Raw genomic sequence first — 13069 nt, 5'->3', positions numbered from 1 at the left:
AATTATCCTATTTTAACCCCTTGATTTAATTGAATTCCGTTCCTGAGCAGGAATTAAGCAAAATCAACGACTTAGATAAAGGTGGGATTCCTCACCTTTAACCCGTTACTCACCGATCGCGTTATTCGTGACGTGTCACGATAAATAAAGGCCATTGATTCTTCCGTTTCAAACGGAGGTATGGAATTAACTATAGGAATTACTTTAGTTTAGGGTTGGTTAAAAGTTCCTCTAAGCGGGAATTCCCACTTTGGCGATAACCCTTTGATTCTTCCGAGGCCGTCACTTTGGTTTTCCAATCATCGGCTGAAATTTTAGCTAATGGGATTTAAAAGCCCATTAACTCACTACCGACGAAATTCGTCGATGCAAAATCCAATGCCCCATTATCAGACTATTGAGCGTAAATGATATTTACTCACAGAATTTGCATACCTCATTAAGAGGTGCGCACAAAATAACAGCCTAAAAACAATGGGTTAAGTCGTTTTGTCCAGCCCGTTATGTCCAAGCAACACATTGAAAAAGAAAGAATATATCCTTTTTTCCAGTGCTTTTACTGGACAACTCAGATTCAAGCCCTCCTCTGGGGTATTTTCCCGATTTCAAATCGGACAAATGTTTGTCTGATTCCCATATGCTAAAGGGCAGATTTCTGTTCTATAGTGATAGCAGCTTCCGTTCCCATTGCCCTATAATTTCCCGTTTTTCTTTTAGGTAGCTATAGCGGTCGTAATGCTTAGATGAAACACCGGGCCTCTTATGGTTCTGCACTTTATCCCTCATCTCCGAACTGACCCCCATCTCTCCTGCAAGTGTCTTAAATGTCCGTCTGATATCCCTTGGCGTAAATTTCTCAAAGTCATAGCGAGTACAAAATTTGCGTATCTGCTTGGCATACTCAGCAGTTAGTAAGTGACCTTCTTTTGTTTCTCCGGGGAATAAAAATCCCGAGTCTGGATATTGTTTGGCTTGGTGCTCTAATATTTCGGTGGCGGATTTACATAACGGGATCACGTGGTAGTCACTATTTTTTGAAATATGGGGCGGTACTGTCAGCGTATTATTATTTTTATCCCAGTTATCTCTTGTATTGGTCATTATCTCCCAAGGACGCTGACCACCCGTGAAGATACAGAGTAATAACAATCGACCGTAATCTGGATGGATTGGAAATATTGACGCTGAAACTCTAAACAGCTTTAGAATCGACTTGATTTCATCCCATGAAAGGAATCTATCCAGTGCCTTATCTACTCCCTCTTGCCGCGGAACGACAGTTACAGGATTTCTGTCAAGCCCATAAATAACCTTCTCGTTCAGCTTAGCTGGATCGTTATCAGCAAATAGACCAAAATTAAATACGGCATGAAGATTTGAACGTACTTTATTTGAACCAGCAACAGCACCACGTGAAATAAACTCAGCTAATACTCTTTTAATGTGGTCTGGGGTTATATCTTTTGCTGGAGCATTTCTATCAATATGCTGACTATCCAATACTTGATTCAGCCTGTATTCGGTTTTGTCGTATGATCGTTTACCTCGACGTTTTTGATCAGAGATATAATCTTTAAATAGTTGCTCGATTGTAGCGTGATTTATAATAACTTTTTCAGTAGCCGAAATATTAGCAGCAGCATCTTGTGATTTAGATAATGCCTTTGCCAAGGAAAGGGCGGGGAAATCACCTAAGTTAATAAATTTCTCTTTCCCATTATTGAAATAACGGTAGATAAAAACTTTTCTTCCTGATGGATATATCTTGACTCCTAATCTACCAGTCCCTCGTGTTGCTGATGCTTGCCATGTATAATAAGCTGACTTTTTGGGTTTCAGGCCACGGATTTTGCTATCAGTCAATAAGGTGCTAGCCATTGGAAACACTCCTCACAACAGGTCAAGTAACGGGTCAAGTTATGATGAAATGATATGAAACTATATGAAACCGCGCAAGGTATAAAAATCATTTTAAATCATGATGATGAAACTGATTGAAACCAGAGGAAACCACCTGAAATCTATAGTTTTTGCCCTTCTAAGCCGTAGGTCACAGGTTCGAATCCTGTAGGGCGTACCATCCTTTCATATCTTAACGTCTTCCGAAGTCTACAAAATCCCATTAAATCCGTAGCATTAGCCTTTTTTCGTTCTCCCATAGTCTAGTCAGGTATGTTGAAATCTACGATCTTATAGGGGTATATTTAGGGGTATGTTCAGGTTCAATGAAGTGAGATACCCCCAAGTGAAACTAACAGCCCGACAGGTGGACACTGCAAAGCCTAAAGAAAAACCCTATAAACTTGCCGATGGCGGCGGACTCTATCTATTGGTTAACCCGAATGGCTCACGCTATTGGCGGTTGAAGTACCGGATCGCAGGCAAAGAAAAATTGCTCGCATTAGGGGTATATCCTGAAATCTCCCTTGCCGAAGCAAGAATCAAGAGAAATGACGCACGAAAAACGCTGTCAGACGGTAATGATCCGATAGAGGAAAAGAGGGTGGAAAAGGCCGCTAAGGTCTTTGCGGTCAGCAATAGTTTTGAATCCATCGCTATTGAATGGCACGAATATAAGCGTCCTAATTGGTCAAAAGGGTATGCCGAAGATATTTTGGAATATCTGAAAAAAGACATCTTCCCGTATATGGGTAAACGTGCCGTTACCGAGATTAAACCTGCTGAAATGCTGGCTGTGTTGCGAAAAATGGAGCAACGCGGCGTTTTAGATAAACTGAAGAAAACCAGACAGGCTTGTCGGCAAATTTTCACTTACGCTGTTATTACTGGTCGGGCAGAGTTCAATCCTGTTACTGATCTTGCCGGAGCGCTCAAAGCACCCAAACAAAAGCATTTCCCACACCTTTTAGCCGACCAGATGCCTGACTTCCTCATCGCCCTGAGTGGTTATAGCGGAAGTCAGGTTACTCAATCAGCAACACGTATGTTGATGCTGACCGGAGTGCGCACCATTGAGCTGAGAGAATCGGAATGGACGGAATTCGATTTCGATAACGATCTCTGGCAAATTCCCGCCGAACGAATGAAAATGCGCCGCCCGCACATCGTTCCGTTATCAACTCAGGTTAAAGCCATCCTTATCAAACTGCACGAGATTACAGGACGCGGGAAATACGTTTTCCCCGGCCGTAACGATGCAGGTAAGCCGATGAGTGAGGCTGCCATCAATCAGGTTATTAAACGCATTGGTTATGATGGCAGGGCAACAGGTCACGGCTTCCGACATACCATGAGCACTATCTTGCACGACCAAAATTACAACACGGCATGGATCGAAACGCAGCTTGCTCATGTTGACAAGAACAGCATTCGTGGCACTTACAATCACGCGCAATATCTGGATGGCCGCAGGGAAATGCTGCAATGGTATGCGGATCATATGGAGATGCTGGAACGAGGCAAAAATGTCCTGATCGGAAAATTTGGCAAAAGGGTGTAAAGAAGCGGTGATTTTTCATACTTTGTTGGCAGTGCCAGCAAAGTATGCTTTTTATACAGAATATCGATGAAAAGGTAGAAGTTCCTAAAAAAATAAATTCAACAAATCGGAAAAACAATTAACGCTGTTCATTTAATCTTGCTTTTTAAATAATCCGCCTGTCATCAAACAACGTCCACGATGAGCGCTCAAGGACTCGGCAACAGGAGAAAAAATATGACAATGACAGCGTCGAAGGAAAACCTTATTCGTTTGCCGGAAGTTCAACGCCGGACGGGTTATAGCAAAGCGTGGATCTACAAACTGATTAGAAATGGAGAATTTCCGAAACAAGTCAAACTCGGCTCTCGCTCAGTTGCTTTTATTGAATCAGAAATTGATAACTGGATTGCGAAACGTATCGAGGAGTCACGAGCGGCATAACACATAAAAGAAAATGACATAAAAAACAACGCCCCAGTGTGCTGTCACACATCTGAGGCGTCTGACCAACAACCGTTATACGGAGTAACGATGATGGCTGATATACAGCATACCCAAACTCACCCTAAATTTACATCTTCAGATATCATTGATAGCCAAAAACCACTCGACCTGATCCAGACCGTGAAAAGATCCGCTATGTATCATTGGGAAAACTTATTGCCTGCCTGTGGCATTGATATTCCTGCAAAAGGTAAACATGGTGCTTGTCCTGTCTGCGGTGGCACTGACCGTTTTCACTTTATCGACGATCACCATCACGGCAACTGGCACTGCCGCCAGTGTGATGATCCAAACTATGGTGATGGGCTGGATTTAGTGGCTAGAACCAAAGGGATTTCCATCACTGATGCAGCAAACGTTGTTGCAGATGCGTTGGCATTGCCTTTGCCAGAATCCAAACCAGCCAGAGAAACCATTCAAGCTACGCAGTTAATTGCCGAAAAAGTGGCATCACTAATGGCGCAAACTGTTGCCGGACAATCTCCTTATCTGGCTGCAAAAGGGCTGGATTTCCCTAATCAGCGGCTATTGCTCAATAATTCGACTTTGTTGCCCATGGCAACACTGGATAAAAAAGTAACAGGCGCGCAGTTTATCAAACCCAATGGGGAGAAAAAATTACTGCCCGGTAGCCAGAAAAAAGGTGCGTTTATTTCCGTCTCAGAGTTGGAAGATCACCCCGATATGGTGATCATTACCGAAGGTTACGCTACGGCACTGACGGTTAACCAGCTCTATAAAGGTACTGTTCTGGCGGCGCTGGATGCAGGTAATTTGTATTCTGTTGCAGAAGCCGTTCGGGAACGCTGGTCGGACACAAAAATTATTATTGCAGCAGATAACGACTGGCATCATCCCGATGAACTGGATAAGAACGACAAACCGAAAGTGAATATCGGTAAGATCTCAGCAGAAAAAGCAGCCCTTGCGGTTAATGGTTGGGTTTCGTTACCACCGACTGAGTACAAAGCTGATTGGGACGATTACCGCCAACAACATGGTGTGGAAATGGCAAAGCTGGCTTTTTCTCAGGGACTCTATCAACCAGTACCAATTAAGAAAAAATCAGCCATTCAGCCCAATGATAGTGAACCTTCAAAACTGACATTATGCCAGATGGGAGCCAGCCAGCGCGGGGAAGTATTGCTGGCGCGTTATGACGGTGATTTGGCATTGGATGGCGCTTCGGAAGCCGTTCATCACTATGACGGTATTGTTTGGCGTCCGGTCAGTGACCGTGATTTAAAACGGGAAATGGTCTCTGCATTTATGGAAGAGAAACTGCCATACTCACCGCATGGCATCAGTTCTGCTGTTGATGCCCTGAAATTGCAGCTTCCCATGATGCAGCCGCCAAAGCGCCACTTAATCGGATTCAGTAACGGCGTGTTTGACCTGAAAGCCTGCCAGTTCCGGCCTCACCGTAAAAATGACTGGCTACTGCTTGCTAATGATGTTGAATTCAATTCCCCTGTTTCGGGGGAAACCCTGAAAGACCGTGCGCCGCAATTCTGGCACTGGCTTAACCGGGCAACAGCCAATTGTGAGAACAAGTTTGATCGCGTACTGGCAGCCCTGTTTATGGTGTTAGCTAATCGTTACGATTGGCAGTTTTTTCTGGAAGTCACCGGTGCCGGAGGCAGTGGCAAAAGCATCTTTACTGAAATCTGTTCAATGCTGGCAGGTAAAGGCAATACCGTTTCTGCCAGTATGGCGGCACTGGAAAACCCACGGGAACGGGCGCTGATTGTCGGGTATTCGTTGATTATCCTGCCAGATCAGACTCGCTATGTGGGCGATGGCTCCGGCATCAAGGCCATTACAGGCGGGGATGAAGTTGCCATCGATCCGAAGCACAAACAGCCCTATTCAACTCGTATTCCAGCGGTGGTGCTGGCTGTGAACAATAACGCTATGAGTTTCAGTGATCGCAGTGGTGGCGTGTCGCGGCGTCGGGTGATTTTCAACTTTTCCGAAGTCGTGCCGGAGCATGAACGAGATACTTTATTAGGAGAAAAAATAGCAGCAGAATTACCTGTGATTATCCGGCATCTGCTGCATCGATTCGCAGAACCGCAAGCTGCGAGGCGTTTGCTGGTAGAGCAACAAAAATCCGCAGAAGCACTGGAGATCAAACGTGGCACCGATCCACTGGTCGATTTTTGCGGCCACCTGATTGCATCCGATGAAGCTGATGGATTGTTAATCGGGAATGCGGAAATTATGCCGTTCAATCCTCGCAAATACCTTTATCACGCCTACCTTGCTTATATGAAAGGTAATAACCTGAATAAACCTGTTTCCGTGACCCGCTTCGGAATGGATATGCCGGGCGCATTGGCAGAGTATAGTCAGCAATACCTGCGCAAGAAAAGCAAATATGGTATTCGCAGCAATATGAACCTGAATATTGATACTGCTATTGAGTGGATGCCAAAACTGGCAAGGAATGACCAACCAGAAGAATAATTTTTTCTTATTACAATCATTCTTCAAAGAAATATAAAAAAGTGTTCATCACTGTTCACTCTATAATTTAAATTAGATATATCAATGTATTATAGGGTGAATGGTTATTTTTAAACAGTTCACAAGTCTTCATCACTATTCACCTTTTCCTAATTTGAAGGTGAACCGTTGGTGAAGAGTGGTGATGAGTCTGATTTCAAGTTATCACCACCTAATAATATGAATTTAAATAAAAATATTTAAAGGTGAATAGGTGAACAGTTTTATCCCTAATTCTTTAATAGGGTGGCTTAGATAAAAATGGCTTTCTTGGTTGGCATAGTGTTTTTTAGGATCTCTGATTTATCTGGCTAATGTATTAGCCAGATAAATCAGAGAAGACAAGCGCAGCGCGTCAGTGTGATTTGAATCTATTGTGTTACGTGAAATTTAAGCAAGGTAATCAATTGATTTTATTTAAGAAGAGAGATTAATCACAATTTCCTTCATCTTATGTTATTTACCCTAGAATCACTAAGCTGCCCCGTTATACCCTGTTTTATTAACATGCTAAAAACAAACCTGTCATTAATGAGGCAAGGAAAATGGATATACGCCCACGTTGTCAGTTCACAGAAGGCAGTATCACCCTACCGGATGGTTATCAGGAGCAGACTGTTAATATCATCATAGCCCCGGATGCCCCTGCGTTGAATATTAGCCGCGATCAATTGCATGAAGGGGAAGATCTCACCCGCTATCTTACCCGCCAGAAGGGGTTACTGGAAAAAAGCCTGCGTGACTGGCAATTACTTGAAGAGCAAGACGCTCAATTAGGTGACAACCTGTTGCAGGGCGCTTTACTGCTTTCCCGTTACCGCCCGAAAAAAGGCCAGCAAGTCTATCAATATCAGGCCGTCTTTTTGCGGGATGAGAGCAAGGTGCTGATTTTCACGATGTCATCACCGCAGGCATTTACGGAAACCCAACGGCAGTGGCTGAATGACTGCCTGAACAGTTTCCAGTTCTAGGGAGAGGACATCATGCCAGAAGCGGCAAGGCTGGGGGATACGATAGGCCATTCCAGTGCAATGGCCGGATTAGTTGCAGGTACGATCATTGGTTCATTGATTTCAGCCGCAGGAGGTATTGCAGCCGGCGCGCTTTTTGCCGTCGGCTTGGCTGCCTCCTGTATTGGCGTCGGTGTTTTATTAATCGGCGCTGCCATTGCGGTCGGGATGCTGGCAAGCAAACTGGGCGATATGGCGCGTGATGGCTGTGTTTCGGCGGGGGCTTCATCACGAAGTCCCAGCGGAACCATTACCCGTGGTTCCGCCAATGTTTTTATCAATGGTAAACCGGCGGCTATCGCAAAACAGAGTACCGTCGTATGCAGTAAGGAAGACGGCGTTCGCCAGATGGCGCAAGGCTCTGACTCCGTTTTTATTAATGGTTTACCCGCCTCACGGGTGGGAGATAAAACCACCTGTGACGCAGCAGTCATGACAGGCTCTTCCAATGTCATCATTGGCGGCGGAACGCGAACCGAAGCTAAAATCACGCCGGAAATTCCCCAATCGGCTTATAACATCTCAGACGCCACCATGTTTTTGGCCGGGCTGACCAGTTTTGGTGGGGCGGCATACAAGGCATCAGGGGCATTGCCAAAACTGTTCAGTAAAATTCCGAATGCCGCCAAAATTGGCAAGACCCTTTGCCGATTGGGTAAATTAGCCATTGGTGCCTCGCTTGTCGGTATCATGTCAAGGCCGGTGGAAGTCATTGCCGGCCAGAAATTCCTGAACGATGACGATGAACTGGATTTTATTTTTGAAGCTGAGTTCCCGCTCTACTGGCAACGCAGTTATCTGAGCCGCTATCAGTATGACAGCGTGCTGGGGCAGGGCTGGAATTTGTTCTGGGAAAGCCGGTTAACCCGTGTGGAAGAGGGCATACTCTGGCGTGATTTATCCGGTGATATCGTTCCGTTTCCGGATGTACCGGAAGGCCATCGCTGTTTCTGCCCGGAGGCACAAAGCTGGCTGATACACACCGAAGACGGTGAGTGGGAAATCCGTGATACGGGGGAGCTGGTTTATCACTATACAGATTTTGATCATGCTGGTACCAGTCGATTAAGCCATATTCGCGATAATATCGGCAACGAACAGCGATTCCATTATAACGACCAGCAACAGATGGTGAATATCACCGGCAACGGTGGATTAAACCTGCACTGTGATTATGGCCTTATGGAAATTGACGGCAACACAGTTTTCCGCTTAACCACAGTCTGGCGCGAACTGTATAACGGCCAGCGCCTTCGTCTTTGCCGCTATCATTACGATGAAAACGCCCGGCTGACGGGCGTCAATCACCGTAGTGATCACTTCCAGCGTCAATTTGGCTGGACAGAGCACGGCATCATGGCCTGGCATCAGGATAAACGCGGCCTGCGCTGCGACTATGGATGGGAACAGACAGAAGACGGATTGTGGCGGGTGATTAGCCAAAAAACCAGTGAGGGTGCAGGTTATCGGCTGGATTATGATGATAAAAACCTGACCCGTACCGCGCACTGGCATGATGGTTCCCGCACCGTCTGGACGCTTAACGATGAACATCAAATTATTCACTGTGTTGACCGTAACGGCACTGAACACCATATTTTATGGGATGAATTCGGCCTGCCAAACGGGTACAAAGACGCCGAAGGCCATACCCGTCTGAGTGAATGGGATAAGCTGGGGCGTCTCCTGAGCCTGACCGATGGCAACGGTGATAAGACCCAATGGCAATACCAGAATGACACTGACAGACTGACCTTTATTTTCTGGCCGGATGGTACAGAAACCGTGCTGGATTATGATGAATTCGGGCGTTTAGTCAGTGAAACCTCACCACTCAAACAAACTACCCGTTATCACTACAGCCCAAATACCCTGAGGCCTTATCAGCGCATTGATGCCAAAGGTGGAGAGAGCCGTTTTATGTGGAACGGTCAGGGGCAATTGATCCGCCATACCGATTGTTCCGGCCTGAGCAGTGGCTGGCAGTATGACGATGAAAATCGGTTGAGCCATTTTACCAATGCGCTGATGGAATCCGTCCGCTATAGCTATGATGAAAACGGTCAGTTAGTGCTCGTCACCTATCCTGACGGTTCGACAGAACACATGGCCTGGGACAGTGCTGACCAGTTGATTTATCACCAGCGTAATGAAAATTCCCCTCGTGCCTGGGAATACAATCCGCTGGGACAAATCGTTTGCACAACCGACCGCCGGCAACGACAGGTACATTATCAGTACAGCCCCGAAGGGCATCTGCTCCAGATTGAGAACGCAAACGGTGGGCGTTATTTGCTGAACCGCGATGCTGAAGGGCGTCTGATTGAAGAAATCCCTCCTGATGATACCTTGATCCGATACGAATATAACGCCGCCGGTTTGTTGAGTGTGGAAAAACGCATGGGTGACCGGGTATTCCAGCAACCTGTTCATTCGGTTCACTTGTATTACGATCCTGCGGGCAACCTGACTCAACGGGAAACCCGAACGGATAGCTACCAGTATCAATGGGATAACATGGGGCGGTTGCTGGAAGCGCATCGTGAACCTAATGCTGCCGGAAAACAGCTTGGCTTGCTGCCGAATACGGTCAGTTTTGCCTACGATGCATTAGGACGGGTGGTTCGGGAGCAGAACGGCGAAGAAGTACTCCAGTTCAGCTATGATGAAATGGATAATCTGGCAGAACTGACTCTGCCACAGGGGGATAGCATGCACTGGCTTTATTACGGCTCAGGCCATCTCAGCGCCATTCGCCATAACCAGCAGATAATCACCGAATTTGAGCGCGATAACCTGCACCGTGAAACCAGCCGCACACAAGGCAACCTGTTCCAGTTTCGTGACTATGACCCACTAGGGCGCCGCATCAGCCAATACAGTGGCAGGGATAAATCCGCCGCCATCGGGCAGGGCAAACCGTGGCGGGCATGGCATTATGACCAACAGGATGATCTGTGCCTGATGGAAGACCACTACCGTGGCTGGGTGGAATATCTGTATGACTCGGAAAGTCGGCTGAAAAAAGTCACTAGCGTGGACAGCTTTGAAGAAATGCTGTGGTACGACCGTGCCGATAACCTGCTCGAACGCCCGCAATCCATGATGGAACAAGAGGCGAAAACGCCTCAGCTCCTGACGCCACAAGGTGACAGATTGATACAGTGGAATCAGTGGCGTTATGAATATGACGCACACGGCAATGTCATCACGCGGGGAACCCGTTCTGGCGATAAACAAACTTACCGTTATGATGGGGATAACCGCCTGATCAGCGCTGAAGGGTGCAGTATGCAAGCCCGCTATCATTATGATGCCCTTGGCCGACGTATTCGCAAAGTCGTCACCACTCGGCCGACAGGTACACCGCAGCAGGCACAAACGGATTTTGTCTGGCACGGTCTGAAACTGTTGCAGGAACGCAATATCAATACGGGCAAAATCCAGACTTATTGTTATGAATCCCATGACAGCTATACGCCGTTAGCCTGCATTGTGGCTAAGGGTACGGTACGTGATTATTTCTGGTATCACACCGATATCAATGGGGCACCACTGGAAGTCACGGATGAGACAGGCAAGATTGCGTGGTCAGGCAAATATGATGCTTTTGGTGCGGTCAACAGTATCACCGCCGCATTCTTTAGCGAACCGGAGCGTTCACCAAAAAACTTTGACCAAAACCTGCGTTTCGCCGGGCAATATTTTGACAAAGAGACGGGGCTGCACTTTAATACTTATCGGTTTTATGCACCGGAAATTGGGCGGTTTATTACGCCTGACCCTATCGGTCTAAACGGTGGGTTGAATGTTTATACGTATGCGCCCAATCCGTTGTCTTGGATCGACCCACTGGGCTTAGCGAAGCGGATTTATGAAGATGCTCCTTATCACGGTAAAACTGATAATGCAGTAAAAAGCAAGGCTCCGGTGCATGGTCAGACGGCACTAGATAACTCAGTTCAAGTGAAGCCTACTTCACCTCGTAGAGTTGGTGTAGATGCAAAAAACAATGAAATTGTAGTGATGGATAAGACGCGAACATTATCCAATGGTGATGAATTATTCCACGGTCATGTTAGAGATTGGGATGCGTTACATACTGATCAACAAGCCGCATTGAGAAAAGCTGGAAAAGTTAACAAGAAAGGGAAGATAACGTGCTGATATGAAAAAATACTCTAAACCTGAATTAGAGTTATTATTTAACTCTGATGATACTCAAATAGTAACGGATGCCATTTTGTATTCAACATTCAATATTGATGATTACGAATGGATTCAAGAAAAATGTTTGCAGCTACTTAATAATAGCGATGAAGATATCGCTAGTTTGGCAATTACATGTTTGGGACATATAGCACGTATTTATTCCAAAATTAATGAGTCCAAAGTTATTCCAGCATTACAACAAAAAGCAACAGATCCATGCTTCGCTGGTCGTGTAGAAGATGCTCTGGATGATATAAATATGTTTGCTCTAAAAGAGTAAGTGAAAAGCCGGAAAGATCTCATGATCTTCCGGCTTTCTTCTTTTTAAGAGCCGCTCAGTTCTTGCCCTTAGTTGCTGTTGTAATCGCCAACCAAGTTCCCGCATTCGCAGCTTAATTTCGCCTAAGCTGGTCTTGCTGCCGCTGGTACTGTTGCTTAATCGCGCAGATATTATCGCTGTCAGGAATGAGCACTAAGCAGCTATCCATAATCTTCACCGTTAGGGTGCAACCCTTATCAAACCCAGCCGCTTTAAGCCACTGGCCTTTCAGATGAATGACAGGTGGTGCAGCTTCCTTGTCATATCGGCAAAGTGTCCGTCGGGGGTTTTGGGTTCGCGGCGGTGAGTGCAAAGGGATAAAGTGGATATTTAACATGTTGTTATTAAAGAAAAAGTCCAGGTCAAAAAGTATGGTCGTGTCGGGATAGTCCCTAAGATCCGATCGGTCTAAACGGTGGGTTGAATGTTTATACGTATGCGCCCAATCCGTTATCTTGGATAGATCCGTTGGGGTTATACAAAGGTGAGCGCGGTTTAGGGAAATATCATATCTTCCATCAATATACGTTGAAGCCGTTTGAATATGAGTTATCTGACAGAACCCATTTTAAACGTGGCAATCAATCTGTCTATGAACGTATGCAGCGTGATCCTGAGTTCAAGCGTGAAATGCAAACCAAATATCCGGGAACGGTTGAGCATGTCCAGCCAAGCAAACATGGTAACTTTAAAGGTGATGCGCCTCCAGGTATGACTTGGCATCATGAAAATGAATCAGATAAGTTGAGTCTGGTTGACCGTAAAGATCATAATTCTTATCACAAAGTTTATCACCCCGATGGCTCCGGTGGCCGCAAGAAATGGGGCGGTGGTAATGGTTGTCGTTAAAAGGAAAAAGTAATTAGAACAATCAAAGGCTTTGATGGATTGCTATCCATTTATAAAGAACGTCCAGAAGCATGATATTTTTTCGCTGATTCTGATTTTAAGAATGAAATCAACTGGTCATGATTCCAATTTATTGATAGTGACGAATGTTCAAATAATACCCAATGACTCTGTCATGCATTTCTATGGATTTTGAAAAAGATAAGGTCTTGCGAGTCAGTCTTG

10 protein-coding genes are annotated in these 13069 nt (G+C 45.7%); 7 read left to right on the top strand and 3 right to left on the bottom strand.

The genetic code is table 11. The features are described 5' to 3' along the window. Window positions 1–660: 660 nt before the first annotated feature. Window positions 661–1878, bottom strand: a complete 1218-nt coding sequence (locus tag IQ211_RS15540) for a tyrosine-type recombinase/integrase (protein WP_189760848.1) — start codon at window positions 1876–1878, stop codon at window positions 661–663. Between the two features lie 367 nt (window positions 1879–2245). On the opposite strand from IQ211_RS15540, the gene IQ211_RS15535 reads away from it, so the two are divergent. The 6 genes from IQ211_RS15535 (at window position 2246) to IQ211_RS15510 (ending at window position 11956) form a co-directional block, all read left to right on the top strand. After that, a complete protein-coding gene (locus tag IQ211_RS15535; RefSeq protein ID WP_189760847.1) occupies window positions 2246–3460 on the top strand; it encodes a tyrosine-type recombinase/integrase in 1215 nt (404 codons plus the stop codon). A 216-nt stretch (window positions 3461–3676) separates the two neighbouring features. Further along, a complete protein-coding gene (locus IQ211_RS15530; protein WP_189760846.1) occupies window positions 3677–3883 on the top strand; it encodes a helix-turn-helix transcriptional regulator in 207 nt (68 codons plus the stop codon). 93 nt (window positions 3884–3976) lie between these two features. Beyond that, window positions 3977–6415 carry a toprim domain-containing protein gene (locus IQ211_RS15525; RefSeq protein ID WP_189760849.1) on the top strand — a complete coding sequence of 813 codons (2439 nt, stop codon included), beginning with the start codon at window positions 3977–3979 and terminating at the stop codon, window positions 6413–6415. Window positions 6416–6999: 584 nt separating this feature from the next. Then, the gene (locus tag IQ211_RS15520; RefSeq protein WP_189760845.1) at window positions 7000–7425 is read left to right on the top strand and encodes a DcrB-related protein; all 426 of its coding nucleotides are present in this window, start codon (window positions 7000–7002) and stop codon (window positions 7423–7425) included. Between the two features lie 12 nt (window positions 7426–7437). Then, entirely contained in the window at window positions 7438–11631 is a 4194-nt protein-coding gene (locus IQ211_RS15515; RefSeq protein WP_223281828.1) for an RHS repeat-associated core domain-containing protein, read from the top strand. Window position 11632: 1 nt separating this feature from the next. Then, window positions 11633–11956 carry a hypothetical protein gene (locus IQ211_RS15510; protein ID WP_189760844.1) on the top strand — a complete coding sequence of 108 codons (324 nt, stop codon included), beginning with the start codon at window positions 11633–11635 and terminating at the stop codon, window positions 11954–11956. A 112-nt stretch (window positions 11957–12068) separates the two neighbouring features. Here IQ211_RS15510 and IQ211_RS15505 read toward each other — a convergent pair whose 3' ends face one another. Further along, complete coding sequence (locus IQ211_RS15505) at window positions 12069–12332, bottom strand: SymE family type I addiction module toxin (RefSeq protein ID WP_223281827.1); 264 nt, start codon at window positions 12330–12332, stop codon at window positions 12069–12071. Between the two features lie 131 nt (window positions 12333–12463). On the opposite strand from IQ211_RS15505, the gene IQ211_RS15500 reads away from it, so the two are divergent. Continuing rightward, the gene (locus tag IQ211_RS15500) at window positions 12464–12844 is read left to right on the top strand and encodes an HNH endonuclease (protein ID WP_189760843.1); all 381 of its coding nucleotides are present in this window, start codon (window positions 12464–12466) and stop codon (window positions 12842–12844) included. A gap of 130 nt (window positions 12845–12974) precedes the next feature. Here the strand turns inward: IQ211_RS15500 and IQ211_RS15495 are convergent. Then, window positions 12975–13069 (bottom strand): IS1 family transposase (locus IQ211_RS15495; protein ID WP_228011597.1); only part of this gene is annotated, 95 nt, incomplete at its 5' end.

Origin of the sequence: Xenorhabdus griffiniae (genome assembly GCF_015163655.1) — a bacterium.
GTDB lineage: Bacteria > Pseudomonadota > Gammaproteobacteria > Enterobacterales > Enterobacteriaceae > Xenorhabdus > Xenorhabdus griffiniae.
The sequence above is the reverse complement of the archived record's forward strand: the minus strand, read 5'-3'. Positions and strand labels throughout refer to the sequence as shown.

Coding starts and splice junctions, on each gene's coding strand:
- IQ211_RS15505 (WP_223281827.1), bottom strand. CDS start 12,332: ATGTTAAATATCCACTTTATCCCTTTGCACTCACCGCCGCGAACCCAA.
- IQ211_RS15520 (WP_189760845.1), top strand. CDS start 7,000: ATGGATATACGCCCACGTTGTCAGTTCACAGAAGGCAGTATCACCCTA.
- IQ211_RS15510 (WP_189760844.1), top strand. CDS start 11,633: ATGAAAAAATACTCTAAACCTGAATTAGAGTTATTATTTAACTCTGAT.
- IQ211_RS15515 (WP_223281828.1), top strand. CDS start 7,438: ATGCCAGAAGCGGCAAGGCTGGGGGATACGATAGGCCATTCCAGTGCA.
- IQ211_RS15530 (WP_189760846.1), top strand. CDS start 3,677: ATGACAATGACAGCGTCGAAGGAAAACCTTATTCGTTTGCCGGAAGTT.
- IQ211_RS15525 (WP_189760849.1), top strand. CDS start 3,977: ATGGCTGATATACAGCATACCCAAACTCACCCTAAATTTACATCTTCA.
- IQ211_RS15540 (WP_189760848.1), bottom strand. CDS start 1,878: ATGGCTAGCACCTTATTGACTGATAGCAAAATCCGTGGCCTGAAACCC.